Source organism: Banduia mediterranea (genome assembly GCF_031846245.1).
Lineage (GTDB): Bacteria > Pseudomonadota > Gammaproteobacteria > Nevskiales > Nevskiaceae > Banduia > Banduia mediterranea.
In genome coordinates this window covers 1-25,259 of sequence record NZ_JAVRIC010000036.1, presented here as the reverse complement: position 1 = coordinate 25,259, position 25,259 = coordinate 1, and the positions used below count along the sequence as shown (strand labels likewise).

The following is a 25,259-nucleotide window of genomic DNA, read 5'->3' as shown; positions in this document are numbered from 1 at the left end:
CCCGAGTTCGACAGTTAACGCCGTAAATACTTGATAAGTTGTAGGCGGCATTGAAAACGCTCCCCTACAACCGTAAGGATTCGTTAATAAATAAAGGTAACAACTCGAATCAACGAGCCTTCAGGCCAGTGATTTGGCCATGCGATCAATCAGGTCCGGCGACTGGCCCAGTGCGCGACCAACATCGCGAACTGCCATGCGCGGGCGGTAGTGAATCACCGTGGCGGCGATCGCGGCACGGTCACGGCCATATTTTTCGTAGATGTACTGGATCACCTCCTCGCGGCGCTGGTGCTCGAAGTCCACGTCGATGTCCGGCAGCTCCTCGCGTTCGCGCGACATGAAGCGCGCGAACAACATGCGCGAGCGATCCGGGGCGACTTTGGTGATGCCGAGGACGAAACAGACCAGCGAATTGGCGGCGCTGCCACGGCCCTGGCACAAAATTCCCCGGCTGCGTGCCCAGCGCACCACATCCTCAACCGTCAGGAAGAAATGCTCGCACTGTCGCTCCGCAATCAGCGCCAGTTCGTCCTCGATACCTTGGCGATTCCGCGCACTGACGCCTTCGGGCCAGCGGTTCGACATGCCCTGTTCGCACAGGTGGCGCAGCCAACTGATGGCGGTGTGTCCTGCGCCGACGACCTCGTGCGGATACCGGTAGTGCAGCTGATCGAGCGTGAATCCGCAGCGGTTCGCAATGTTCAGACATCTCGGCTTCCGCCTCGCGCTCGCGGGGATGCCCTTCGATGCCCGGATACAGCGCCTGCACCTGGGCCAGATCGGTGCCGGGCGTCACGCGCTCGTCGGTACAGGCCAGCACCCAGCGGCGGCTGCCGCGGCGTTCGGTGACGGCGAGCGTACGGCCGGGCGGCGGCATCAACGCCACCAGGGACAATCGCGTGGGATGCAGACACAGCCACAGCATCAGGCGGGATTCGGTCCGGCGATTGGGTCACAGGGCCGTCTCGACCTCGCGAACCGGGGGGCGCTCCGGCCGAGCGCCTGCGAACGGAAAGCTTCGGCCCGGCCGAGATCGTCGACATCGATATTGACGAGCAGCTTCATCAGGGAACTCCGCAGAAGCCGCCAGCTTATCGCCGACGCGCGATCGAGGCCATGTGGCCGAAGCCTGCCGAGGGTCCGGCTACTGCGTCTTGAGCTGCGACTGGACCTTCTGCGCGACCTCGGGATTGGTCTGCATGGCCAGGTAGATTTCCTGATAGCGCGACACGCTCAGTCCGTTGTCCTCGATCGCCGCCTTCATGTTCTCGGCGGCGTCCTGCTTGATTTCGGTCTGTGCCTGGGCGTCTCCGGCGGCCTTGAGCTTCGGCTGGACTTCGGCATTGATGCGCCGCACGTCCTGTGCGGAAGCAACGAACTGGTCGATCTCCGCCTCGCTGACGGGTGTGACCTGCGGGGTCTGAGTCATCGGTGATTGCGGCGACGCCGGTTCCTGCAGCTGGGCAAATGCCAATGGCGCGGTGGCCAGGCTCGCCAGCACGATGCCGACAGTGAGGTGCTTGCGCATCTGAATCTCCTGTTTCGCAAAAAGAAAAAGGGGCAGATCACTCTGCCCCCTCATTTGCGACCGACTGACTGCCGACAAGTTCAATCCTTGTCCGGCAAGACGATATTCATCTCCAGAACTTCACAACCGTCTTCGCGCTGCACATTGACCTGCACCGCGCTGTCGGCCACCTGGATATAGCGGCGAACCACGCCCAGCAGTTCCTCGCGCAAATTCGGCAACCAGTTGGGTCCGTTGGCACGGCCTTCGCGCTGGTGCATGACCACGACCTTGAGCCGCTCGCGCGCCAGCGAGGCGGACGCGCCTTTCTTGTCGTCACTGCGGAATAGTTTCAGCCAGTCCATCAGGCGCCTCCAAACAATCGACCCAGCAAGCCCTTCTTGTCGGCACTCAGGAACCGCATCGGCTTGTCTTCGCCAAGGAAGCGGGCCACCAGATCACTGTAGGCCTGGCCGGCGTCCGAGGTGTCGTCGGCGATCACCGGGGTTCCCGCGTTCGACGAGGTCAATACCGCCTGCGACTCGGGGATCACGCCCATCAGCGGAATCGCCAGAATGTCGGTGACGTCCTCCACCGACAGCATTTCACCCTTGGTGACGCGCGCCGGGTTGTAGCGCGTCAGCACCAGATGTTCCTTGATCCGGCCCTCGCCCTTTTCGGCCTTGCGGGTCTTGCTCGACAGCAGACCCAGCACGCGATCGGAGTCACGCACCGAGGAGACTTCCGGATTGGTCACGACCAGGGCCTCATCGGCGAAATACATCGCCATCAGCGCGCCTTTCTCGATGCCGGCCGGCGAATCGCAGATGATGAATTCGAATTCCTCGGCCAGTTCCTTGAGCACGCGCTCCACGCCATCCTCGGACAGCGCGTCCTTGTCGCGGGTCTGGCTCGCGGCGAGGATCGACAGGGTTTCGATGCGCTTGTCCTTGATCAGCGCCTGGCGCAGCGTCGCCTCGCCCTGGATCACATTGACGAAGTCATAGACCACGCGACGCTCGCATCCCATGATCAGATCGAGATTGCGCAGACCCACGTCGAAGTCGATGACCACGGTCTTGTGGCCGCGCAACGCCAGGCCGGTGGCGAACGAGGCACTCGTGGTGGTTTTGCCGACGCCGCCTTTACCGGACGTCACTACAACGATTTTTGCCACTGCTGCTCCTTGGAAAGGTTTGGGCCCGCCTAGGACCGGGTGCCCGGCGGGTTCCCTTGATTCGATTCGGGTCAGTCGAGCTTTTCGATCATCAGCTTGCCGCGATCCAGGAACACCTGCACGGCCTTGCCGCGCAAATTACCCTGCATCTGCTCGGCGACGGCATAGACACCCGCCACCGCCACCAGCTCGGCTTCGAAATGCCGACAGAAAATCCGGGCGTTCTCGTCACCCCTGGCGCCAGCGATGGCGCGCCCGCGCAGAGAACCGTAGACATGGACGCAGCCGTCGGCGATCACCTCGGCGCCGACGCTGACGCTGTTGACGACCACCACATCGGCGCCTTCGGCGTAGATCTGCTGACCGGAGCGCACCGGTTCCAGCGCCATGCGCGCCGGCTTGTGTGCGGCCGGCGCTGGCGGCGGCGGTGCGGCACGCGGTGCGCGGCCGGCGCCCAGACTGGTCTCGTCGAGCACGGCCAGCCCGAGTTCACGCGCCGCCTCGCCGAGCGGACCTTCGAGCACCGCGAGCGGTTGCAGACCGATCTCCCGCATCGGCGTCAGCAGCGCCGCAAGATCAGTCGGCTCCGCGGCATCCAGCACCACCGGCATGCCGGCAACCGAATCCGGCATCTGGCGCGCCCATTCCTGCAACTGCGCCGTTGCCGCCGCAGTATCCGCCGCCCGCAGTTTGATGTGGGTAACGGAGAGCATTTGCCCCTTGAGTTCAAGCGCAGCGTGTTTGGAAGCCATGATGTTCATTTAAAGTGATGATGCAAGTATCGCCCAGCGACTGTACCGGCCGCGAGTGGTGCACAATTTGCAATGCGCTCAGGCATCGTCCGCCGAAGCACACGCACTGCCCGCTTGGCTTGCCAATCGGGCGAACACACAGAGCAACGGAAATCCACGTTCGCCATGAGCATCCACGTCGCGCTGACGCATCGTACCGAATACAGCTATGACCGCCCGGTCACGCTGTCGCCGCAGATCATCCGTCTGCGCCCGGCGCCGCACGCCAAGACGCGGGTGTTGTCGTACTCGCTCAAGATCGAACCCGAGCCGCACTTCCTCAACTGGCAACAGGATCCGTACAGCAACTGGCAGGCGCGCGTCGTGTTTCCGGAAAAGGTCACGAAATTCCAGGTCACCGTGGACCTCGTTGCCGAAATGGCGGCGTACAACCCCTTCGACTTCTTCGTGGAACCGAGCGCCGACACGTTCCCGTTCCGCTACGACGAGGCCCTGGTGGAGGATCTCAAGCCCTTCCTGAGACCCGCGCGTGTCGGCCGCCGCCTTGAGAAATACCTGAAATCGGTACCGCGCAAGGCCGACAAGACCATCGACTTTCTGGTCGAAATCAATCAGACCTTGCAGCAACACGTCAAATACCTGATTCGCATGGAACCCGGCGTGCAGACGCCGGAAGAAACCTTGACCGCCGGTTCCGGCTCGTGCCGCGACTCGGCCTGGTTGCTGGTGCAGATCCTGCGCAATCTCGGCTTGGCGGCGCGGTTCGTGTCCGGCTACCTGATCCAGCTCAAGCCGGACGTGAAGTCGCTGGACGGCCCCAGCGGCGCCGAGTTCGACTTCACCGACCTGCACGCCTGGACCGAGGTCTATCTCCCCGGTGCCGGCTGGGTCGGCTTGGACCCGACTTCCGGCCTGCTCACGGCGGAGGGCCACATCCCGCTGTCGGCCACGCCGGAGCCGGCCTCGGCCGCGCCGATCAGTGGCGCCGTGGACGAATGCGAGGTCGAGTTCGAACATCACATGGATGTGCGCCGCCTGTACGAGGCGCCGCGGGTCACCCAACCCTACCGCGAAGCGCAGTGGTCCGATGTCGACGCCCTCGGTGCGGCGGTGGAAACCAGGCTGAACGAACTGGACGTGCGCCTGACCATGGGCGGCGAACCCACCTTCGTCTCCCTGGATGACATGCAGGGCGAGGAATGGAACATCGCGGCGGTCGGTCCGACCAAGCAGAAACTGGCCTACGACCTGCTGCTGCGCTTGCGCGAGCGCTTCGCGCCCGATGGCCTGATCAGCTACGGCCAGGGCAAATGGTATCCGGGTGAATCATTGCCACGCTGGGTGTACACGCTGTACTGGCGCGGCGACGGCAAGCCGATGTGGACCACGCCGCTGTCGGAAGACCCCAAATCCGCCACCAATGAAATGGCGGAGCGCTTCATCCTCGGCCTGGCCAGGCGACTTTCGGTGGCCCCGGAGAACGTGCTGCCGGCCTACGAGGATGCCTATTACTACATGCATCGCGAGCGGCTACTGCCGAACAACGTCGATGCGATCAAGAACAGGCTCGGCGATCCGGAAGAGCGCGCACGCCTGTCGCGCGTGTTCGAACGCGGGCTCGACGCTCCGCGCGGCTATGTGCTGCCGGTGCAGCGCTGGCAGGCGCTGGCGGGCCGCCCCTGGATCAGCGAGCGCTGGAATTTCCGCAACGGCAATCTGCTGCTGATTCCCGGCGACTCGCCGATTGGCCTGCGCATGCCGCTGGACGCGCTGCCGTGGCTGCCGGCCACGGAGTATCCATTCGCGGTGGTCGCCGACCCGACGCGGCAGGTGCCGCCGCTGCCGGACCGCGATCCTTCGCGCCAGCCGTTTCTGCAGTCGCGCGGTCAGCCCGATGCGCGCAGCGAACAGCGTCTCACCGAGGAACGGCGCCAGCCGAAACCCGAGCCTCAGGGCGCGCACTACCAGGGCGGCAACGTCCGCACCGCCCTGTCGGTGGAGGCGCGTGACGGCCGGATCAATCTGTTCATGCCGCCGGTCGAAACCACGGAGGACTTTCTCGATCTGGTCGCCGCCGCCGAGGACGTGGCCGCCGAAATCGGCGCGCCGCTGCGCATCGAAGGTTATCCGGCGCCGAGCGACGGCAGACTCAACCTGATCAAGATCACTCCGGACCCGGGCGTGATCGAGGTCAACATCCACCCGGCGCATTCCTGGGACGAACTGCGCGAAAATACCCTGGCAATCTACGAGGAAGCGCGGCTGTCGCGCCTGACCACCGAGAAGTTTCTGATCGACGGTCGCGCCGTCGGCACCGGCGGCGGCAACCACATTGTGGTCGGCGCCGCGCATCCGAGCGACAGCCCGTTCCTGCGGCGACCCGACGTGCTCGCCAGCATGATCCGTTTCTGGCAGAACCATCCCTCGCTGTCCTACCTGTTCTCGGGCATGTTCATCGGCCCGACCTCGCAGCATCCGCGTATCGATGAAGGCCGCGATTCGCAGCTCTACGAAGTGGAACTGGCGCTGTCCGAAATTCCCGAGCCGGGCGGCGCGATCCAGCCCTGGCTGGTCGACCGCATCCTGCGCAATCTTTTGATCGACCTGACCGGCAACACCCACCGCACCGAAATCTGCATCGACAAACTCTACGCGCCGGAATCGGCGACGGGCCGCCTCGGTCTGGTCGAGTTTCGCGGCTTCGAAATGCCGCCGCATCCCTTGATGAGCCTGACCCAGCAGTTGCTGGTACGGGCACTGATCGCCTGGTTCTGGGAGCAGCCGTACAAGCGGCCGCTGGTGCGCTGGGGTACGCAGCTGCATGATCGTTTCATGCTGCCGCACTATGTCTGGCAGGACTTCAAGCAGGTGCTGGAGGAGCTGCAACTGGCCGGCTATCCGTTCGAATCCGGCTGGTTCGACCCGCATTTCGAATTCCGTTTCCCGCGACATGGCTCCGTGCAGTTCGGCGACATCGAGCTGGAGCTTCGCCATGCACTCGAACCCTGGCCGGTGCTCGGCGAGGAAGCCGGTGGCGGCGGCACCTCCCGCTACGTCGATTCCTCGCTGGAACGCCTGCAGGTCCGCGCCAGCGGGCTCAATGGCGATCGCTACTGGGTGGCCTGCAACGGCCGCGCGGTGCCGCTGGCGGCCACCGGCACCGAGGGCGAATCGGTGGCCGGCGTGCGCTACCGCGCCTGGCAGCCCTGGTCCTGCCTGCATCCCACGATCGGCATGCACGCACCGCTGACCTTCGACCTCTATGACACCTGGAACCGGCGCGCCGTCTCCGGCTGCGTCTATCACGTGGCGCATCCGGCCGGGCGCAATTACGAGACCTTCCCGATCAACGGCCTCGAGGCGGAATCGCGGCGATTGTCGCGCTTCGAACGGCAGGGGCAGACGCCGTCCTACTACGACTGCGCACCGCCTGCGGTCGACCGCGAATACCCGTGTACACTGGATTTGCGCAAGCGAAGCTGATTGATGGACCTGCGATCGACGAACCTGCACGCGTGGCAAGAACATTGCGACTGCCCGATTCAGGCATGCGATCCACCGAATCCGATTCGCGTCCAAAACTCATACAAGACAGGAGCGCCGTAAGGCATGGCGATCGATTGGCGGAAGTACCAGTCGGACACCTATGACGAATTGTTCGAAGCGCCGGGCGTGCCACGTCCTGCGGCGAAGCAGCTGTGCGACTACCTGGATGATCTGTCCACGCAGGATCTTGCAGAACGCCGCCTGGCCGCCGAACTCGCGATCAAGGTGATGGGCATCTCGTTCACGGTCTACACCGAGGGACGCAATGTCGATCGTGCCTGGCCGTTCGACCTGATTCCGCGCGTGATCGCCAAACCGGAGTGGGACCGTACCGAGGCCGGCCTGAAGCAGCGCGTTACCGCGCTCAATCACTTCATCGCCGACATCTATTCCGAACAGAAGATCATCAAGGATCGCGTGTTTCCGAAATGGGTACTCGCCGACTCACAGAATTTCCGCAAGCAGTGCGTCGGCCACAAGACCGGAAACGGCGTGTGGGCCCACATCTGCGGTTCCGATCTGGTACGCAACATCGACGGCACGATGTACGTGCTCGAAGACAATCTGCGCGTGCCGTCCGGTGTGTCGTACATGATGGAGAACCGCGCTGTGACCAAGCGCGTGTTTCCGGAAATGTTCGAGACCACCACGATCCTGCCGGTCGACGACTACCCCGCGCAGCTCTACGACATGCTGGCCGGACTCTCGCCGCGCAGCGGCGATGTTCCGAACATCGTGCTGCTGACGCCGGGCATCTACAACAGCGCCTATTTCGAGCACTGCTATCTGGCGCAGCAGATGGGAATCGAGCTGGTCGAAGGTCCGGATCTGTTCGTGGATGATGATGACTGCGTCTACATTCGCACGATCTTCGGCCCGGAGCGGGTCGATGTGATCTACCGCCGCATCGACGACCTGTTCCTCGACCCCGAGGTCTTTCGCCCCGATTCGATCCTCGGCGTGCCCGGCCTGATCCGCGCCTGGCGGGCCGGCAAGGTCGGGCTGGCCAATGCGCCGGGTGCCGGCGTCGCCGACGACAAGGTGGTCTACGCCTACGTACCAGCGATGATCAAGTATTACCTGGGCGAGGAGCCGATCCTGCCGAACGTACCGAGCTTTCTGTGCGCACGCGACAAGGACCGCGAGCATGTGCTCGCCAATCTCGACAAGCTGGTGGTCAAGCCGGCCAACGAATCCGGCGGCTACGGCATGCTGATCGGCCCCAAGTCGACCAGGAAGGAGCGCGAGAAATTTCGCGAGCTGATTCAATCCAATCCGCGCAACTACATGGCGCAGCCGACATTGTCGCTGTCCACCGCGCCCACTCTCGTCGACGGCGGGGCGGCCGAGCCGCGCCATCTGGACCTGCGACCGTTCATCCTGTCGCGTGACCAGCCGTATGTCACCATGGGCGGCCTCACGCGCGTGGCGATGGTCAAGGGCTCGCTGGTGGTCAACTCCTCGCAGGGCGGCGGCGCCAAGGACACCTGGGTGGTCGATCTCGACGACCACGAATCGATGACGCAAACACAGTCGGGAGCCGGCAGTTCCCAAAAACAATCGCAACGCGGAGGACGCCGCTGATGCTTTCGCGGGTCGCTGACGACATTTACTGGTTCGGTCGCTATCTGCAACGCGCCGAAAGCACGGCACGCCTGATCAACGTCAACACCCAGCTGATGCTCGACCTGCCGAAGAAGATCCAGTTCAGCTGGGATTCGCTGGTGGACATTGTCGGCGGCCAGCAGGACTTCCGGCGGCTGTACGACAACGCCGAGGAAACCGACGTGGTGCGCTTCCTGCTGCTCGACGACGAAAATCCCGGATCGGTGATCACCTCGCTGCATCGCGCCCGCGAAATCCTGCGCACCACGCGCGACACCATGCCACGCGAGACCTGGGAGAAGGTCAACGACCTCAACCTGTTCGTTCAGGGCAGCGGCGAACGCGTGCTGAGCCGGCGCTATCGCGCCGATTTCCTGGCCCGCGTGATGGACCAATGCCTGACGGTGTGGGGCGCGATCTACGCCAGCATGACGCGCGATGTCGCGTTCCAGGTGCTGCGCATCGGCTCCAATCTGGAGCAGGCGGACATGACCACACGCATCATCGATGTTCGCTCCACCGGTCTGATCCAGTCCGCGCACGGCGAGGAACTGCGCCCCTTCGACAACATCCAGTGGATGAGTGTGCTGCGTTCCCTGGCCGGGCTGCAGATGTACCGGCGTGACGTGCGCCTGCGGGTCACCGGCCCGCATGTGCTGCGCTATCTGCTGCAGAACCGGGACTTCCCGCGCTCCGTCACGCATCACTTCCTGCGCATCGAGAAACTGCTGCCGCAGTTGCCGAACAAGCGGCCGGTGGAACGCGCGCTGCAACGCGTGAAGGCGCTGACGCGCGATGCGGATATCGACGCCCTGGTCGAATCCGGGCTTGGCGATTTCATGGACGAGATCCAGATCGGGATCGGTCGTCTGCACCAGGAAATCGCCGGCAGCTACTTCAGCTCATAGACGGCAGCTCACGGGCGGCAGCTCACTCACAGGCAGTCACGCCGAATGACGGTTCGCGGCGATATTGCGACCCGCCGCCCGTTCAGACGATGCGCCGCACCGGTGGCTGATCCGGCTTGATCTCGTCGATCAACATGTCCTGCTGCGGCGAGACTTCCGATTCCCATTCGAAGCGCGGCAGATTGGTGAAGATCGCCGCGATATTGCGCGCCCAGGATTCCTTGAGGGATGCATAGAACGGTGTATCCAGGTCCAGGCGCAATTTTTGATCGATCTGCATGCCGTCGGTGCGGATGATCGACAGGTCCAGCGGTGGACCGACCGAAATGTTCGATCGCATCGTCGAATCCAGCGAGACCAGCGCGCAGCGCGCGGCGTCTTCCAGGCTGGTGTCCTCGTGGATGATGCGATCCAGAATCGGCTTGCCGTACTTGTTCTCGCCGATCTGCAGGTACGGCATCTCCGGTGAGGAAGCGATGCAATTGCCTTCCGGATAGATCATGTAGAGCGCTGGCTCCTCGCCCGCGATCTGCCCACCCAGAATCAAGGTGGCGCGCAGGTCCACCCCCCCGAACTGCGACTGCTGCGACACCCCCTTCTGGGCGTTGACCGACAGCGAGCCAACATACTCGGCGGCATCGTACATGTGCTTGGCCAGCATCAGGCTCATCGGCACTACCGGCGCCGCGAGGTCGCGGCGGATCTGCGTCAGCACGGATTGCGTGGTCGCCAGATTGCCGGCCGACATCAGTACGAAGACCCGTTCGCCGGGGTATTCGAACACGTGCATCTTGTTATAGGTACGGACATCGTCCACCCCGGCGCTGGTACGCGTATCGGAGGTGAAAACGAGTCCATCATTGACCTTGATGGCGACGCAATACGTCATGTTCTGCTTGGCATGGCCCTGGGTCCGGACTCTGGCCGGGCTCTGGTCTGTAGGTTTGAAATCCCGCGCACGGCACGGCGCCTGGACTGTCGGTACCGCTGCCCCCACTCGGAGGGTAACAGGAACAAGCATAACTTGTGCCCGTCTTGGTGCACATGCAACACTCGATTTTACCTGCTCAACTTTGGTGCACCGCATGGCAAGTATCGACTTCTACTGGGACGCCGCAAGCCCCTACACCTATCTGGCCGCCACCCAGATCGGCGCCCTGGTCGACCGCCACAAGGCCACGCTGAACTGGAAGCCGTTTCTGCTCGGCGCGACGTTTCAGGCCACCGGCAACAAAATGCCCGCGGCGATTCCGGCCAAGGGCAAGTACCTGTTCAAGGACGTGAAGCTCTGGGCGGCCTACTACGGCGAGCCATTGAACTGGCCTCAGGTCTTCCCGGTCAACAGTCTATTGGCACAGCGCGCCGCCTGCGCGATCGGCGATGAGCGCGCGTCCGACTGGGCACTGGCGGCGATGCGCGCCTACTGGGTGGATGGCAAGGACATTGGTCAGACGGAGGTCGTCGAAACCGTGCTGCACGAGCACGGTTTCGACGCGCCTGCAGTACTCAAGGCAGTGCAGGCGCCGGCCGTCAAGCAGCAACTGAGGAGCAATACCGAGGAGGCGGTGGCGCGCGGCGTCTTCGGCGCGCCGACCTTCTACATCGACGACCAGATGTTCTGGGGCAATGACCGCCTGCCGCTGATGGACGTCTGGCTCTCGGGCAAACTCGCTGCGTGAGTGCACCGCGTTCCGAATTCCTGCGCATTCGCGGTCTGCGATTTCACGTGCGCCGTCTCGGCGCGGCCGATCGGCCATGGCTGTTCGTACTGCACGGCTGGTCGGATACCGCGCGGACCTTCGAACCGATGTTGGCGCCTCTGGCCGAGCACTGGCAGATCGTCGTTCCCGATCTGCGCGGTTTCGGGCACAGTCAGTGGAGCGGTGATACCTATTGGTTCCCGGACTACGTCGCCGACGTGGACGCGCTGGTCGCGCACTATTGCGGTTCGGAGCCCCTGTGTCTGCTCGGCCACAGCATGGGCGCACAGATCGCGAGTCTCTACGCCGGGCTGCGGCCGGAACGGGTCAAGCGCCTGGCCCTGCTCGATGGCCTGTTCATGCAGGACATGCCCATGGACAGCGCCGCGAAACGGTATCGCGGCTGGCTGGACTCGCTGGCACGACCACCGGAAGTCAAACGCTACGCCAGCGCGGAAGCCTTCGCCGCGATCATCGGCCGGCTCTATCCGCGCTTGTCCGGCCCCAGGGCCGAATGGGTATCGCGTCGCTGGTCACGCCCGGATGCTGGCGGCGGCGTCACGGTACTCGCCGATCCGATACACCGGATGAATACGCCGCTGCCGTACCAATTGGAGCATTCCCGGGCGATCTGGCGTGAGGTGCGGGCACCCACGCTGCTGATCGACGGTGCACAATCACCGTTCGTGCTCGCCACGCCCACGGACTTGCGCCAATCCATCCTGGACTGCTTCGCCGACCACCGCCATGAAGTGATCGCGGATGCCGGTCACATGCTGCACCTCGATGCCCCCGAGGCGACCGCGACTCTGCTGCGCGAGTTCCTGGCTTGAGGAGCGGTTCGGCCCAGGCATCGGCTACCCTATGCACTCTTTTGGGGACGCTCCGGGCCGGCGCCGCGACCGCGCCGCCGGGTCGATCCCGGTGAACAGGTGAACATGAACGTGGCGAAACTGTTGGTCATCGGCGGCGGCGGCCGCGAACACGCGCTGGCGTGGAAACTGGCGCAGTCGGCGGAGGTGCGGGAAATCCTGGTCGCGCCCGGCAATGCCGGCACCTCCACCGAGCCCAAGTGCCGCAATGTCGCGATCGCGGCCGAAGACGTGGAAGCCCTGCTCGAACTCGCGAAACGTGAAGCGGTCGATTTCACCGTGGTCGGCCCCGAAGCACCGCTGGCACTCGGCATCGTCGACCGCTTCACGGCCGAGGGACTGCGCATCTTCGGTCCGACGCGCGCGGCCGCGCAGCTCGAATCCTCCAAGGCCTACACCAAGGATTTTCTGGCCCGCCATCGAATTCCAACGGCGGGCTATGCGGTGTTTACCGAAGTCGAACCCGCGCTGTCCTACATCAAGGCCCGCGGCGCGCCCATCGTGATCAAGGCCGATGGCCTCGCGGCCGGCAAGGGCGTGGTCGTGGCGGTCTCGGTGGACGAGGCCTGCGATGCAGTGCGCGGCATGCTCGGCGGCGACTGGCTCGGTCAGGCCGGCGCACGCGTCGTGATCGAGGATTTTCTGAGCGGCGAGGAAGCCAGCTTCATCATCGTGGCCAGCGGCCGCGACTACGTGGCGATGGCGACCAGCCAGGACCACAAACGTATCGGCGACGGTGACACCGGTCCGAACACCGGCGGCATGGGCGCCTATTCGCCGGCTCCCGTGGTCACGCCCGAAGTCGATGCCCGCATCCGCCGCGAAGTCATCGAGCCGACGCTCGTCGGCATGCTGGCGGATGGCGTGCCGTTCACCGGCTTTCTCTACGCAGGACTGATGATCACGCCGGACGGCGCGCCGTCGGTGATCGAGTTCAATGTACGCTTCGGTGACCCCGAGACCCAGCCGGTGCTGTTTCGCCTGCAATCGGACCTGTTCGGCCTGCTTCAGGCCGCCGTCGACGGAAAACTGGCCGCGATGCCGGACCCGGCGTGGAATCCCGAACCCGCCCTGGGCGTGGTCATGGCCGCGGGCGGCTATCCCGGCAGCTACCGCAAAGGCGTCGCGATTCAGGGGCTGGAGCGAGCGCACGCCACCAACGTCAAGGTGTTTCACGCGGGTACCGCCGAATCGGACGAGGGCGTCGTCACCGCCGGCGGCCGCGTGCTCTGCGTATGCGCGACCGGCGCCAGCGTCGAGGCGGCCCGGGCCGAGGCGTATGCGGCCGTCGCACAGATCGGGTGGGACGGCGTGCAGTATCGCCGCGACATCGGTTGGCGCGCCATCGAGCGCGAAAAGGAGCATGGATGAGGCTGTTCTATTCGTTGACTTCGCCATTTGCGCGCAAGGTTCGGCTGTTGGTGCAGGAACTCGGAATGGCCGATCGCATCAGCGGTGTCACCGTCGATCCCTGGAATGACGAGAGCCTGCGCGCGATCAATCCGCTGTGTCAGGTTCCGGCGCTGGAACTCGACGACGGCAGCACCTTGTTCGATTCACCGCTGATCTGCGAATACCTGGATGCGCTGGGCGGCTCGCGCTTTTTCCCGGCACCGGGTCCGGCACGCTGGACGGCATTGCGCCGGCAAGTGCTGGGTGACGGCATTTGCGACGCCGCGATCCGCCGGCGCCTGGAGCTGAGCCGGCCGGAGGCGCAGCGTTCGAACGCCGTCATCGCGCGGCAGATTCTGGCCGTCAACAGCGCGCTGGACGCGGCCGAAGCCGATGTGCCGGAAGAAGGCAGCTTTACCATCGGCGAAGTGTCCCTGGTCTGCGCGCTGGCCTATCTCGATCTGCGCTTTGCCAAGGATGAATGGCGCGAAAAGCGGCCCAGACTTGCGGCCTGGTACCGGGCGGTCTGCGCGCGTCCCGCGATTCTGGCGACGGCGCCACCGAGCGCTTGATCGTCGCACCGGGCATCGCCCACAAAAAAGGCGCCACACAGGCGCCTTTTTTGATTTCGAGCGGTGAAGCCTCAGTTGCGCTTCATCGCCTCGAAGAACTGCGAGTTGGTCTTGGTCTGCTTCATGCGGTCGATCAGCAGTTCCACCGCACCGACTTCGTCCATGTCGTGCAGCAGTTTGCGCAGGATCCAGACCTTCTGAAGGTCACCGGCATCCATTATCAGCTCTTCCTTGCGAGTGCCCGAACGGTTGATGTTGATGGCCGGGAAGATGCGCTTCTCGGCAATGCGGCGCTCCAGATGAATTTCCATGTTGCCGGTGCCCTTGAACTCCTCATAGATGACTTCATCCATCTTCGAGCCGGTATCGACCAGGGCCGTGGCGATGATCGTCAGCGAGCCGCCTTCCTCGACGTTGCGCGCGGCACCGAAGAAGCGCTTGGGCTTCTGCAAGGCATTGGCGTCGACACCGCCGGTGAGCACCTTGCCGGAGCTGGGCGCCACGGTGTTGTAGGCACGCGCCAGTCGCGTGATCGAATCGAGCAGCACCACTACGTCGCGCTTGTGCTCGACCAGGCGCTTGGCCTTCTCGATCACCATTTCGGCGACCTGCACGTGACGCACCGCCGGCTCGTCGAAGGTCGAGGCCACGACTTCGCCGCGCACCGTGCGCTGCATGTCGGTGACTTCTTCCGGGCGCTCGTCGATCAGCAGCACGATCAGATAGACGTCCGGATAGTTCGCCATCAGCGACTGCGCCATGTTCTGCAGGAAGATCGTCTTGCCGGCCTTGGGCGGCGACACGATCAGGCCACGCTGGCCTTTGCCGAACGGCGCCACCAGATCGATGATGCGCGCGGTGATGTCTTCGGTGGAGCCGTTGCCGCGCTCCATCTGGAAGCGTGAATCCGGGAACAGCGGCGTCAGGTTCTCGAAGTTGACTTTCTTCTTCGAGACTTCCGGCGCCTCGTAGTTGATGGTGTCGACCTTGAGCAGCGCGAAATAGCGCTCGTTGTCCTTGGGCGTGCGGATTCGTCCGGCGATGGTGTCGCCGGTGCGCAGGCTGAAGCGGCGAATCTGGCTGGGCGACACGTAGATGTCGTCCGGACCGGCGCTGTAGGAGCTGTCCGGCGCCCGCAGGAAGCCGTAGCCGTCCTGCAGGATTTCCAGCACGCCATCGCCGTAGATCTGCTCGCCACGGCGAGCCGCGGCCTTCAGCAGCTGGAAGACGATATCCTGCTTCTTGTTGCGCGAGATGTTCTCGATCCCGAGATTGGTCGCCATTTCCAGCAACTCGGACGCCGTCTTGCGCTTGAGATCGGAAATATTGAGAACCTTGGGCGGCGGCGGCGGCAGCGGCTGGCCGTCCGGGCCGATGACCGGCTCCGGCATACCCACGGCGAGCGCAGCGGCTTCTTCTTCTTCGGTCAGGTCATCCCCCATCATCGGGGCGGGACGAGGACCTCCACCGCCGCCGCCGCGCTTGCCGCGCTTTTCCGTGTCCCCGCCATTTCCATTGGCATCGAACGAATGATTCTGACGAGGGCGACGACGTGGTTTCATGATTTAGGCTGCGGTAACGTGGGGTGTCACAAAGGCGGTGAGCTGTGCCTTGTGCACGGCTCCCACCTGAGTAGCGGCGGGTTTGCCATCCTTGAACAGGATCATTGTGGGAATGCCGCGGATCGCGAATTTCTGCGGCGTTTCGGTATTTTCATCGACATTGAGCTTGACGACCTTGAGCTTGCCGACGTTCTCGCCCGCCACCTGATCGAGGATCGGGGCGATCATGCGGCATGGACCGCACCATTCGGCCCAGAAGTCCACAAGGACGGGAATGTCGCTCTTCAGGACCTCCTGCTCGAAGCTGGCATCGGTCACGGCGGAAATGTTTTCGCTCATCGGATTACTCCAAAGGACGCAAAGGAAAGCCAAACGAATGGCGCAATCTACTGGTTCGCTAATCCTGATCCCTCAGTACGCATCAGCGCGGCTGGGCCGCGGGCGCTACTGTTGGGCTGTTATGATGGTGTTCTTGGGGATTGCGATGCAGCCGTTCAACCGCTTTGCCTCGGTCTGAATCGAGCGACAGGCGACGGGACGGCGTAGGAGTTGCGGCTATTGGAGCCGATCCGGCGCCGCATTGCAAGCGATCCCGCCTATAAAAGAACCCATGCAAGACGACCATCTATCCAACGTACGCTTCGCGCAGCTCAATCTTGACCCCCGGCTGCTCGCCAATCTCCAGACTCTGGGCTTCGACCGCTGCACTCCGATCCAGGCCAAAAGCCTGCCTCTGGCGCTGGCCGGACGCGATGTCGCCGGCCAGGCGCAGACCGGCACCGGCAAGACCGCGGCCTTTCTGCTGGCGATTCTCGACCGCCTGCTGAAATCGACCGCCAAGGGCGAACCGGGTGCGCCGCGATCGCTGATTCTCGCGCCGACTCGCGAGCTGGTGGTGCAGATTCACAAGGACGCCGAAGAACTGGCGCGCAACACCGGCCTCAAGATCGCGGTGGTCTACGGCGGTACCGGCTACGAACCTCAGCGCCAGGAGCTGTCGGCCGGGGTCGACATCCTGATCGGCACCCCGGGCCGCCTGATCGACTACCTCAAGCAGAAGGTCTACACCCTGCGCCACATTGAAGTCGTGGTGCTCGACGAAGCCGACCGCATGTTCGATCTCGGCTTCATCAGCGACATCCGCTTCATGCTGCGACGCATGCCGCCGGCCACGCAGCGCAGCAACCATCTGTTCTCGGCCACGCTGTCGCACCGCGTCATGGAGCTGGCCTACGAGCACATGAACAGTCCGACGCGTATTACCGTGGAAGCCGAACAGCTCACCGCGGACCGTGTGCGCCAGTCGCTGATCCATGTCGCCAACGATGAAAAGCTGAAGATGCTGGTCGGCCTGATGCAACACCATGCGCCGAATCGCACCCTGGTGTTCGTCAACACCAAGCGCACCGCCGAGCACGTGGAAGACACCCTGCGTGCCAACAAATTCGAAGCCAGCACCCTGTCCGGGGACGTACCGCAGCCGAAACGGCTCAAGCTGCTCGAACAGTTCAAGAGCGGCGAATTGCCGGTGGTGGTGGCGACCGATGTCGCCGCGCGCGGCCTGCATATCGATGGCGTGACCCACGTCATCAACTACGACCTGCCGCAGGATCCGGAAGACTACGTGCACCGCATCGGCCGTACCGCGCGCGCCGGCGCCGAGGGCGACGCGATTTCGCTGTGCTGCGAAACCTGGGTCTACTCGCTGCCTGACATCGAACGTTACCTGGGTGCGCGCATTCCGGTGATGACCGGCATCGACGACATCATGCCCAAGGACTTCGTGAGCGCACCACGACGGCCGCGCGACCCGAACCGGGCGCCGCGACGGGGCGGCAACAATGGCGGTGGCCGGCAACGCGCGCGCCGATAGCGCACGCAATCGGCTTGATCCTGGCTCCACGCGGCATTCGGTGACCCGGCGTGGATTTCGGGTTCCCGCGGCACGGACCGTGGATTGACGGGATTGACGGGACTGACGGTCACACTGCCCGACTCAACGGACCACCCCGCCACACGCCTCAAGGACTCACAGGCCAAGCCCGCAGAGCTGAACAAGTCTTTTCAGGGCGAGTTCACAGCATCGGCTTAGGGTGAAACCCATCGGGAAGACACACATTCCAAGTCCCCTACAAGGAGGTTCATCCCATGAACAAGAAAACCACCCCAATCATTGCGCCGGCCGTCATCGCGCTCGGTCTGATGTCCGCACCGGTCTTCGCCGGTGGCGTGCTCGGCACCGAATCCGAGGGCGCCGACTCGGTTCAGCTCGGTGGCAACGCCGACAGCAGCTTGAGCGACCGTGCCGGCGAACTGCGCTCCAACTTTGAAGATGCGCGCGCCGAGCGCATGGAATCTCGCGGCGAGCTGCGCGACCGGCTGCAAGACTCGGCGGATGATGCACACTCCCGTTTGAGTGATGCGCGATCCGAAGCCGGGGACAGCGAGCTCTCCGAAATGGATGCCGGTGACGGCGAACTGCAGGACTCTCTGCCCGGGCTGAGCGATCTCGACCGTGAGACGGAGATTTCGCACGACGATGACGGCGTGGACCTCAGCTCCAGCACCCGCGGCACGCTCGGGGAACAGTCCGTCGAAAGCAGCAGCGAGTTCCATTCGAGCCGCGAAAGCGAAGACGGTAGCCGCTCGGTGAATCGTGAAGCGAGCGGCCAATTGAGTGTCGGCGATTTCGAGGCGGGCTACGACAGCAGCGCCGATCGTTCCTCCTCGATTTCGCGTAGCGATACGGGCGTCGACATCGAACGCAGCGCTGGCACCAATCGTGATGCCGCGCTCAACGATTCCAGCGTAGGCCTATCCACCGAAAGCTCAAGCTCGCGCAGCTTCGAAACCTCGAAGCCCGAAGGTGTAGCGGGCGATGCTAACGAGACCGGTGACAGCGAAGTGGGCGATGGTGAGAGGCTTGATCGCGACGAGGCGTTCGCCGAATCCGATATCGGCGAGGGCGACTCGGAACTGGGCGACTCGTCGAACGATTCGAACGACGACACCACTACCGCTTTCGGCGACACCGACAGCAGCGATTCCGATCTGGGCACCAGCGGCGGCTGATCGAAGGCGATGCGCGCGGTAGGAACGCGAGGGCGGAGCATCCGATTCAGTCTGTAGTCCGCAGCGCTACGGTAAGTCTGACACCAAGCGTCCGGACAAAGGACCGGAGTCCATCGGGCTCCAGTCCTTCCCTGTCTATGGTCGAGCCCAGCCTAAGGCTCGCTTCGGGGATGACGCACCCGTCAAGGAACTCAAAAAAGGTTCGTCAGCAGAATCTGTGGGTGAGCTGAGGCTCGGGTAGTTTTCCAAGTACATGATAGAGGACGATTTCGGTGGCTCGGAAGGTGGGGAAACCGCAGGCTTTTCTCATGGTGACTTTGCCTTTGTTGTTGAGGCCTTCGGCAACCCCGCTGGAGAACTGTTTTCGGGCACGGAAATAGTTGAGCAGCAACTCGCGGTGTCCACGCAGGGGGCGGACGAATTTCTTCATGGGCTCGATGCGCGAGCACATGACCTGGGTGCACCACTGATCGAGGAACTTGCCGGCCCAGGTGGGTGACTCGTCCTCCCAGAGACTCGTACTCCGACGACCCATTCGACGGCCTGGAAACCTTCTCCCAACTGGTGTGAAACGCCCGCGCCGTCTCCTGCCACGACAGCCGGCGCGCCCATTGCGCTAGGAACAGCATGTAGGCTTTGGTCAGCGTGTGCTTGCCGATGCCCCAGGGCACCTGCTCAACCTTCACCCCGCAGGATCGACATTGCACGCGGCGCATGGCATACAGTAGAACCATCGCAAAGCCCCAGATCGGGATGAACTCGAAGCGGCGTTGCGGCAACTGATCGTAGCCGCTGCAGCGCCGGCCGCCGCCCGAGCAGATCGGGCGTGTTCCGCAGCGGGGCGCACGTCGACTTCGATGATTCCGCAGGCCTGGCACAAGGTGGGCGGCCTCGTAGACGAAGCCGGGGAAGTGATGACAGGCATTCAACAGACGGGTCAGCAGCATGGGCAAGAGTCCTGATGCCAAGTCGGTCCACCGTAGCGCAACCCAGGCGCCCTATGCGTCGCTGGCGGCCTTCGGCCATGAGCGCGGGGGCGCGGGCCGGTCTCACTTGAGACTGAGGACCGGACGATAGACCGAACATGCTGATTCGTTGGCGGGAACGCAATCTGCATCTGCACGCGTGGTCGCCGCCCGATCCTTTGGGGGCGGTGCAGATCGTGCACGGCATGGCCGAACATGGCGGCCGCTACGCCGCATTCGCGCAGCGCCTGGTGGCGGCCGGCTTTGCCGTCTACGCGCACGACTTGCCGGGGCACGGCCAATGCATCGCCGACGGCGACGTGCGCGGCCACTTCGCCGACCGCCACGGCTGGAGCTTCGCGCTGGCCAGCGTCGAGGCGGTGAAGGACTACGTGAACCGGCAGCATCCGAGTCTGCCGCGTTTCGTGTTCGGCCACAGCATGGGCAGCTTCCTGACCCAGCACCTGATGCTCGATCACAGCCGCGAACTCGCTGGCGTGGTGCTGTCGGCCACCACCGGCGATCTGGGCCGCCTGCGGCCCCTCGGGCTGGCCTTGCTGCGCGCCGAAATCGCCGCCAAGGGACCGCGTCATCCGAGCGCGATCGGACAACGGCTGGGCTTCGGCCCGTTCAATCGCCGCTTCCGACCCAATCGCACCGCCTTCGACTGGCTGTCACGCGATGCCGACGAGGTCGATCGCTACATCGCCGATCCACTGTGCGGTTTTCGCGTCACTGCATCGCTGTGGGCCGACACGCTCGGCGCCTGCGGCACCCTCAGCTCGCCGAGACGCTTGCGGCCACTCGATTCGCGCCTGCCGGTACTGCTGATCTCCGGCAGCGAGGACCCCGTCGGCAACAGCGGCCGTGGCCCGGCGCGGCTCGCGCGCGCCTATCGCAAGGCCGGCCTGCAGGACGTGGAGGTGCGCAGTTTCGCCGGCGCCCGCCACGAACTGCTGCACGAAACCAATCGTCACGAGGTCGAGCGGCTGGTGCTGAACTGGCTCGGCAACCGTTTGCGCGGGCGCTGATGAAAGCGGCGCCGTAAACTGGCCCCATGCCCGAAATCCAGCTTTCTCCGGCCACGCAACTCCACTGGATCGAATCCACCGGCGCCGAATTTCCGGACAGGGACATCGCCGGCATTTTCGACGCCAACTGGCGCGAAGGGCTGTTTCTGCTGGCCGCGCGCCGGCCGCAGACGCACGCCTGGCCGAGCCTGCGCTACTGGCAGGGTATTTCCGAAAGTTACCTGACGGGCCTGTGTCACCTCCCGCCGGATGCCGCCGATACCGGCGTGCCGCCGCCGACACCGGCCCGGCTCGACGGCTGGATTGTCGGCGCGCCGCCGCTGTCCGGCGGCGAGTACCTGTCGGCCGACGTACTGCTGGAAATCTGGCAGACGCTGGACGGGTGGGTCCAGCAAACGCTGAAAGCGGACCGCGGCCTGGGTCGCTTCATCGAAAAACGTGCGCCGAAGTGGCGCCAGGTCGGCCGTGTATGTCTGCATCTGGCGGAGAACAAGGCCGATCCGGAGCGGCCGTTCGCGTTCATGGCCACCTACACCAGCGGCCTCGGCGACGCCGGGCGCCTGCGCCATCTGCCGCTCGGCAAGGCGCTGGAACAGTACGCTGGGGCACGCAACCGCGCCGCGCTGCTGCACCTGCTGACGCCCCTGCAGCAGGCATCCGAACGCGAACCCTGGCTGCGCGAGCTGATGAGCAGCGGCGATATCTACCGCCCGCACGCCTGGGCGCCGCCGGCCGCCCACCGCTTGCTGAAAAGCGTGCCGCAGCTCGAGAATTGCGGCCTCACGGTGCGCATTCCGGACTGGTGGAAAGCCCGGCCGCGGCCGCAGGTGAAGCTGAGCGTGGAGCAACGCCAGGGCGCGGGGCTGGGCCTCGACGCCGTGCTGGATTTCGATCTGAACCTGGCGCTGGGCGACGAGAAGCTGAGCGCGGCCGACACCGAAGCCCTGCTGAGCGGCGGTGACGGTCTGGTGCTGTTCAAGGGCCGCTGGATCGAAGTCGATCACGAACGGCTGCGGCAGGCTCTGGATCACTGGCGCAGTGTCGAGCGGCAGACGCGCAGCGGCGAAATCGGCTTCATCGAAGGCATGCGCCTGCTGGCCGGCGCGCCGACCGACCTGGGCGACGACAGCGTAGCCCAGGTCCGCGACTGGAGCTTCGTGGAGGCCGGCCCGACGCTACGCGGAACCTTGGCGGAACTGCGCGATCCCTCGCAGCTGCACAATCTGGACGTCATTCGCGGCCTCAAGGCGCAGCTGCGCCCCTACCAGCGCCATGGCGTGAATTGGCTGCATTTTTTGAGTCGGCTGGGGCTCGGCGCCTGCCTCGCCGACGACATGGGCCTGGGCAAGACCGTGCAGGTGCTGGCGTTGCTGCTGAGCCTGCGCGGCGCCGCAGCAAGTCCCTCGCTGCTGGTGGTGCCGGCATCGCTGCTCGGCAACTGGCGAGGCGAGGCGCAGCGCTTCGCGCCTTCTCTGAAACTGCAATTCCTGCATCCGGCGGAAACCGCGCGTGACGAACTGGTCCGCATCGCCGAAACTCCGGCTGTGCTCGGCGCCTGCGAACTGGTCGTGACCACCTATTCCATGCTGCACCGCCAGCCCTGGCTGCGCGACGTGGACTGGCGGCTGGTGATCCTGGACGAAGCACAGGCGATCAAGAACCCCGGCACACGGCAAAGCAAGGCGGTCAAGGCGCTCAAGGCGCAGGCCCGCATCGCCCTGACCGGCACGCCGGTCGAAAACCGGCTCGGCGACCTGTGGTCGCTGTTCGACTTCATCAACCCCGGCCTGCTCGGCAATGCAACAGCCTTCAAGACCTTTGCCAAACGCCTAGGCGCGGGCCCGGAACCGTCCTACGCGCCGCTGCGGCAACTGGTCTCGCCCTACGTCCTGCGGCGCATGAAGACCGACCGCAGCATCATCGCCGATCTGCCGCCCAAGACCGAGACGCCGCAGTTCTGCACCTTGTCCAGGCCGCAGGCGCGGCTGTATCAGCAGGTGGTCGAAAACCTTACCCGAGCGCTCGACTCCGCCGAAGGCATCGCGCGCTCCGGCCTCGTTCTGCAAACGCTGATGCGCCTCAAGCAGGTCTGCAACCATCCCAGCCAACTGAACGGCGACGGTGCTTTCGAGACGGCCGCCAGCGGCAAGTTCCAGCGTCTGACGGAGCTTTGCGAAGAGCTTGCGGAGCGCCAGGACCGGGTGCTGGTCTTCACGCAGTTCCGCGAAGTCATCAACCCGCTGTCGCAGCATCTGGCCGGCATCTTCGGCCGGCCGGGGCTGAGCCTGCACGGCGAAACCGCAGTGCGCGCGCGCCAGGACATCGTCGACCGCTTCCAGGCCGCGGACGGTCCACCGTTCCTGGTGTTGTCCTTGAAGGCCGGCGGCACCGGGCTCAACCTCACCGCCGCCAACCACGTGATCCATTTCGACCGCTGGTGGAACCCCGCGGTCGAAAACCAGGCCACCGACCGGGCGTTTCGCATCGGCCAGAAGCGGCATGTGCTGGTCCACAAGTTCGTCACGCGCGGTACCATCGAAGAGCGCATCGACGCGCTGATCGCCGACAAGCAGAAGCTGTCCGACGAACTGCTGGCCGGCGCCGGCGAGGTCAAGCTGAGCGAGCTGCCGGATGAGCAACTGCTGGAGCTGGTGCGCCTGGACCTCAAGCACGCTCTGATGTAGGAAAGCACATGTCAAACCGATTCGGACCGTGGAAACCTTATGTGCCGGTTGCTCAGCGGCGCGCGAAAGCGGCGCGTCAGACCGAAAAACTGGCCAGGCGCCTCGGCGACATGCAACCGGTGCGCATCGAAGGCCGCCACATTGCCCTAAGCTTCTGGGGCAAGGGCTGGTGCCGTCACCTGGAATCGTTCTCGGACTTTGAAAACCGTTTGCCACGCGGACGCAGCTACGTCCGCAACAACGCCGTCTGCGACCTTCGGATCGAATCGGGCCGCATCGAGGCGCGCGTGATCGGCAGCGAGATGTACCGCGTCGAAATCGACATCACCCCCTTCGGTGCGGCGGCCTGGGACGCGCTCAAGCGCCAATGCGCCGGCGAGATCGAATCGCTGCTGGCCTTGCTGCAGGGCCGGCTGTCGGAACCGGTGATGCGCGCCGTCGCCAACCGCGAGCAGGGCCTGTTCCCCCGGCCCGGCGAAATGAAGCTCCGCTGCAGTTGCCCGGACTGGGCCGAGATGTGCAAGCACGTCGCCGCCGCGCTGTACGGCATCGGCAATCGCCTGGACCATCAGCCGGAACTGCTGTTCCAACTGCGCGGCGTGGACGCCGTCGAACTGATCGATTCCGGCTTCACCGCCCCGTCCGCAGACCGCGCCAGCGCCGACGGCGCGCTGGCCGCCGACCAGCTCGGCGCGATCTTCGGCGTCGAGTTCGACGAAACCCCGGCGGCGGCGCCCCAGGCGGTCAAAAAGAAAACCGCGGCCGCGCCCGCCAGGAAGGTATCCAAACGCGCCGCAGCCGAATTCATCCCGACCGGCGATGCCGTCGCCGCCCTGCGCAAGCGGCTCGGCCTGTCGAGGTCCGCCTTCGGCATGAAGCTGGACGTCACGGGCCCCACGATCAAGCGCTGGGAGTCTCTGGGGCCGGCGCGGCTCAACGCCCATCCGGATTCGCTGACGGCTCTGAAGCGCCTGCATCGGCGGACGATGCGGGAGCGGAGCTGAAGAAGCGGTGGCTGGACCAGCGCTGATTCCAAGTCGCGTTCAAGTTGAGACCGACAATCCAGGGCCACGCGGTGAGGCTGCGAAGGCCTGTCGGATTTACGGTCAAACGCGAAAGTCCGGCTTCGAGTTGGCAGACGACGCTGTCGAGATCGGCAAAGACCCGATTGGGAAACTCCTTCTCGCGCAGTTCATCCCAGCCATGTTCCTGGGGATTGAGTTCGGGCGCATCCGGGTTTCAGGAAGGCCGCCACTGTTTCGGGCAGTTTTTTTCCAGTCCTCCTGAACCTTCGGATCGCTCTTCGGATGCCGGGTGTCCGGAGCGACTCTGCGCCAGCCATGCCGCGCCAACAGGCGATACACGACCGAAGCGGCCACCGGCCGACCCAGCTTCTGCGCCAGCGCGGCACGGATAGGCGACACGACCAAGACCCCGCCGGCCCTGCAGTCCTCGGCCCAAGGCGCCAGAAAGTGGCGTCCCCCCTCCAACGACAGCAACTCGCGACGACGCCCAGCACTGCGGCCGTCTGTTCCAGCGTGGCGCCCAACAGCGCCGGCAGCAGCACCGCTTGCGCGCAGCGAAACTCCTCCAAGCTGGTTGCTTTCGCCACCGCCGCTTGGGCCTGCGTCACCAGATTCGTGTCGATACGACGTGGTCTCGCCATGGACATCGCCTGCCAGGTTCATTTCCGCCGGCAAGCTCGCCTTTATTTAGCGTGAAAGAACCCGAATCAAGAGCGAGCGAGTCCCTGACCAACAAAGGTCATGCTGAGGAGGCAGCGAATGATCAGGCGCTGGCTGGTGCGATGAAGCCGAACTTGGTCAGGGCCTTGATCCAGCGCGGGGCGTTGCGTTGAACGGACAGGGCTTCATAGTCAGTGGCGGAGTCCCTGTGCGGGTCTATGCTGTT

21 protein-coding genes and 2 pseudogenes are annotated in these 25,259 nt (G+C 64.5%); 12 read left to right on the top strand and 11 right to left on the bottom strand.

What is annotated here, in order from left to right:
• Positions 1 to 123: 123 nt before the first annotated feature.
• The 6 genes and pseudogenes from RM530_RS17405 to minC all read right to left on the bottom strand — a co-directional run.
• Positions 124 to 708 (bottom strand): annotated as a pseudogene (locus tag RM530_RS17405) (error-prone DNA polymerase); the annotation flags it as partial.
• A 219-nt stretch (positions 709 to 927) separates the two neighbouring features.
• A complete protein-coding gene (locus RM530_RS17400; protein WP_311366531.1) occupies positions 928 to 1,068 on the bottom strand; it encodes a hypothetical protein in 141 nt (46 codons plus the stop codon).
• A 79-nt stretch (positions 1,069 to 1,147) separates the two neighbouring features.
• The gene (locus RM530_RS17395) at positions 1,148 to 1,531 is read right to left on the bottom strand and encodes a DUF4168 domain-containing protein (protein WP_311366530.1); all 384 of its coding nucleotides are present in this window, start codon (positions 1,529 to 1,531) and stop codon (positions 1,148 to 1,150) included.
• A gap of 80 nt (positions 1,532 to 1,611) precedes the next feature.
• A complete protein-coding gene (gene minE / locus RM530_RS17390; protein ID WP_311366529.1) occupies positions 1,612 to 1,875 on the bottom strand; it encodes a cell division topological specificity factor MinE in 264 nt (87 codons plus the stop codon).
• Positions 1,875 to 2,687, bottom strand: a complete 813-nt coding sequence (minD, locus tag RM530_RS17385) for a septum site-determining protein MinD (protein ID WP_311366528.1) — start codon at positions 2,685 to 2,687, stop codon at positions 1,875 to 1,877. The genes minE and minD overlap by 1 nt, the downstream gene beginning before the upstream one ends.
• Before the next feature lie 71 nt (positions 2,688 to 2,758).
• The gene (gene minC / locus RM530_RS17380; RefSeq protein WP_311366527.1) at positions 2,759 to 3,439 is read right to left on the bottom strand and encodes a septum site-determining protein MinC; all 681 of its coding nucleotides are present in this window, start codon (positions 3,437 to 3,439) and stop codon (positions 2,759 to 2,761) included.
• A gap of 165 nt (positions 3,440 to 3,604) precedes the next feature.
• On the opposite strand from minC, the gene RM530_RS17375 reads away from it, so the two are divergent.
• From RM530_RS17375 to RM530_RS17365, 3 genes are all read left to right on the top strand, one after another.
• A complete protein-coding gene (locus RM530_RS17375) occupies positions 3,605 to 6,922 on the top strand; it encodes a transglutaminase family protein (RefSeq protein WP_311366526.1) in 3,318 nt (1,105 codons plus the stop codon).
• A 132-nt stretch (positions 6,923 to 7,054) separates the two neighbouring features.
• Positions 7,055 to 8,569 (top strand): circularly permuted type 2 ATP-grasp protein, encoded by a 1,515-nt coding sequence (locus RM530_RS17370; RefSeq protein ID WP_349256275.1) that lies wholly within the window; start codon positions 7,055 to 7,057, stop codon positions 8,567 to 8,569.
• A complete protein-coding gene (locus RM530_RS17365) occupies positions 8,569 to 9,498 on the top strand; it encodes an alpha-E domain-containing protein (RefSeq protein WP_311366524.1) in 930 nt (309 codons plus the stop codon). The genes RM530_RS17370 and RM530_RS17365 overlap by 1 nt, the downstream gene beginning before the upstream one ends.
• Before the next feature lie 82 nt (positions 9,499 to 9,580).
• Here RM530_RS17365 and RM530_RS17360 read toward each other — a convergent pair whose 3' ends face one another.
• On the bottom strand, positions 9,581 to 10,387 hold the full coding sequence (locus RM530_RS17360; protein WP_311366523.1) for a proteasome-type protease: 807 nt from the start codon (positions 10,385 to 10,387) through the stop codon (positions 9,581 to 9,583).
• Positions 10,388 to 10,583: 196 nt separating this feature from the next.
• Between RM530_RS17360 and RM530_RS17355 the strand changes: the two genes are divergently transcribed.
• The 4 genes from RM530_RS17355 to RM530_RS17340 all read left to right on the top strand — a co-directional run bounded on the left by RM530_RS17355 (position 10,584) and on the right by RM530_RS17340 (position 14,034).
• Positions 10,584 to 11,177 carry a 2-hydroxychromene-2-carboxylate isomerase gene (locus RM530_RS17355; RefSeq protein ID WP_311366522.1) on the top strand — a complete coding sequence of 198 codons (594 nt, stop codon included), beginning with the start codon at positions 10,584 to 10,586 and terminating at the stop codon, positions 11,175 to 11,177.
• Positions 11,174 to 12,031, top strand: a complete 858-nt coding sequence (locus tag RM530_RS17350; protein WP_311366521.1) for an alpha/beta fold hydrolase — start codon at positions 11,174 to 11,176, stop codon at positions 12,029 to 12,031. Before RM530_RS17355 ends, RM530_RS17350 begins: the two co-directional genes overlap by 4 nt.
• Positions 12,032 to 12,136: 105 nt before the next feature.
• A complete protein-coding gene (gene purD, locus RM530_RS17345) occupies positions 12,137 to 13,441 on the top strand; it encodes a phosphoribosylamine--glycine ligase (protein ID WP_311366520.1) in 1,305 nt (434 codons plus the stop codon).
• The gene (locus tag RM530_RS17340) at positions 13,438 to 14,034 is read left to right on the top strand and encodes a glutathione S-transferase N-terminal domain-containing protein (RefSeq protein ID WP_311366519.1); all 597 of its coding nucleotides are present in this window, start codon (positions 13,438 to 13,440) and stop codon (positions 14,032 to 14,034) included. Before purD ends, RM530_RS17340 begins: the two co-directional genes overlap by 4 nt.
• A 71-nt stretch (positions 14,035 to 14,105) precedes the next feature.
• Here the strand turns inward: RM530_RS17340 and rho are convergent, their stop codons facing one another.
• Both rho and trxA read right to left on the bottom strand, forming a co-directional pair.
• Positions 14,106 to 15,425: a transcription termination factor Rho gene (gene rho / locus RM530_RS17335; RefSeq protein ID WP_311366532.1), complete on the bottom strand. Its 1,320-nt coding sequence runs from the start codon at positions 15,423 to 15,425 to the stop codon at positions 14,106 to 14,108.
• A gap of 174 nt (positions 15,426 to 15,599) precedes the next feature.
• Positions 15,600 to 15,935 (bottom strand): thioredoxin TrxA, encoded by a 336-nt coding sequence (gene trxA, locus RM530_RS17330; RefSeq protein ID WP_311366518.1) that lies wholly within the window; start codon positions 15,933 to 15,935, stop codon positions 15,600 to 15,602.
• Positions 15,936 to 16,206: 271 nt separating this feature from the next.
• On the opposite strand from trxA, the gene RM530_RS17325 reads away from it, so the two are divergent.
• Positions 16,207 to 17,469, top strand: coding sequence for a DEAD/DEAH box helicase (locus tag RM530_RS17325; protein ID WP_311366517.1), 1,263 nt, complete (start codon positions 16,207 to 16,209; stop codon positions 17,467 to 17,469).
• Between the two features lie 275 nt (positions 17,470 to 17,744).
• Complete coding sequence (locus tag RM530_RS17320) at positions 17,745 to 18,668, top strand: hypothetical protein (protein ID WP_311366516.1); 924 nt, start codon at positions 17,745 to 17,747, stop codon at positions 18,666 to 18,668.
• 205 nt (positions 18,669 to 18,873) lie between these two features.
• Here RM530_RS17320 and RM530_RS19110 read toward each other — a convergent pair.
• Positions 18,874 to 19,615: pseudogene (locus RM530_RS19110) on the bottom strand (transposase).
• A gap of 137 nt (positions 19,616 to 19,752) precedes the next feature.
• Between RM530_RS19110 and RM530_RS17310 the strand changes: the two are divergent.
• From RM530_RS17310 to RM530_RS17300, 3 genes are read left to right on the top strand one after another with little or no spacing between them, the layout of a single operon-like run.
• Positions 19,753 to 20,664: an alpha/beta hydrolase gene (locus tag RM530_RS17310; RefSeq protein WP_311366514.1), complete on the top strand. Its 912-nt coding sequence runs from the start codon at positions 19,753 to 19,755 to the stop codon at positions 20,662 to 20,664.
• Positions 20,665 to 20,690: 26 nt separating this feature from the next.
• Positions 20,691 to 23,348: a DEAD/DEAH box helicase gene (locus RM530_RS17305; protein WP_311366513.1), complete on the top strand. Its 2,658-nt coding sequence runs from the start codon at positions 20,691 to 20,693 to the stop codon at positions 23,346 to 23,348.
• An 8-nt stretch (positions 23,349 to 23,356) separates the two neighbouring features.
• A complete protein-coding gene (locus RM530_RS17300; protein WP_311366512.1) occupies positions 23,357 to 24,352 on the top strand; it encodes an SWIM zinc finger family protein in 996 nt (331 codons plus the stop codon).
• A 102-nt stretch (positions 24,353 to 24,454) separates the two neighbouring features.
• On the opposite strand, the gene RM530_RS19105 is transcribed toward RM530_RS17300, so the two are convergent.
• Positions 24,455 to 25,036: a helix-turn-helix domain-containing protein gene (locus RM530_RS19105; protein WP_432276115.1), complete on the bottom strand. Its 582-nt coding sequence runs from the start codon at positions 25,034 to 25,036 to the stop codon at positions 24,455 to 24,457.
• Positions 25,037 to 25,259: the final 223 nt, after the last annotated feature.

Bases quoted from the DNA above. Each gene is read 5' to 3' on its own strand.
- RM530_RS17400 (WP_311366531.1), bottom strand. From the start codon at position 1,068: ATGAAGCTGCTCGTCAATATCGATGTCGACGATCTCGGCCGGGCCGAA.
- RM530_RS17395 (WP_311366530.1), bottom strand. From the start codon at position 1,531: ATGCGCAAGCACCTCACTGTCGGCATCGTGCTGGCGAGCCTGGCCACC.
- minE (WP_311366529.1), bottom strand. From the start codon at position 1,875: ATGGACTGGCTGAAACTATTCCGCAGTGACGACAAGAAAGGCGCGTCC.
- minC (WP_311366527.1), bottom strand. From the start codon at position 3,439: ATGGCTTCCAAACACGCTGCGCTTGAACTCAAGGGGCAAATGCTCTCC.
- RM530_RS17375 (WP_311366526.1), top strand. From the start codon at position 3,605: ATGAGCATCCACGTCGCGCTGACGCATCGTACCGAATACAGCTATGAC.
- RM530_RS17365 (WP_311366524.1), top strand. From the start codon at position 8,569: ATGCTTTCGCGGGTCGCTGACGACATTTACTGGTTCGGTCGCTATCTG.
- RM530_RS17360 (WP_311366523.1), bottom strand. From the start codon at position 10,387: ATGACGTATTGCGTCGCCATCAAGGTCAATGATGGACTCGTTTTCACC.
- RM530_RS17355 (WP_311366522.1), top strand. From the start codon at position 10,584: ATGGCAAGTATCGACTTCTACTGGGACGCCGCAAGCCCCTACACCTAT.
- purD (WP_311366520.1), top strand. From the start codon at position 12,137: ATGAACGTGGCGAAACTGTTGGTCATCGGCGGCGGCGGCCGCGAACAC.
- RM530_RS17340 (WP_311366519.1), top strand. From the start codon at position 13,438: ATGAGGCTGTTCTATTCGTTGACTTCGCCATTTGCGCGCAAGGTTCGG.
- rho (WP_311366532.1), bottom strand. From the start codon at position 15,425: ATGCCGGAGCCGGTCATCGGCCCGGACGGCCAGCCGCTGCCGCCGCCG.
- trxA (WP_311366518.1), bottom strand. From the start codon at position 15,935: ATGAGCGAAAACATTTCCGCCGTGACCGATGCCAGCTTCGAGCAGGAG.
- RM530_RS17325 (WP_311366517.1), top strand. From the start codon at position 16,207: ATGCAAGACGACCATCTATCCAACGTACGCTTCGCGCAGCTCAATCTT.
- RM530_RS17320 (WP_311366516.1), top strand. From the start codon at position 17,745: ATGAACAAGAAAACCACCCCAATCATTGCGCCGGCCGTCATCGCGCTC.
- RM530_RS17310 (WP_311366514.1), top strand. From the start codon at position 19,753: ATGCTGATTCGTTGGCGGGAACGCAATCTGCATCTGCACGCGTGGTCG.
- RM530_RS17305 (WP_311366513.1), top strand. From the start codon at position 20,691: ATGCCCGAAATCCAGCTTTCTCCGGCCACGCAACTCCACTGGATCGAA.
- RM530_RS17300 (WP_311366512.1), top strand. From the start codon at position 23,357: ATGTCAAACCGATTCGGACCGTGGAAACCTTATGTGCCGGTTGCTCAG.
- RM530_RS19105 (WP_432276115.1), bottom strand. From the start codon at position 25,036: ATGAACCTGGCAGGCGATGTCCATGGCGAGACCACGTCGTATCGACAC.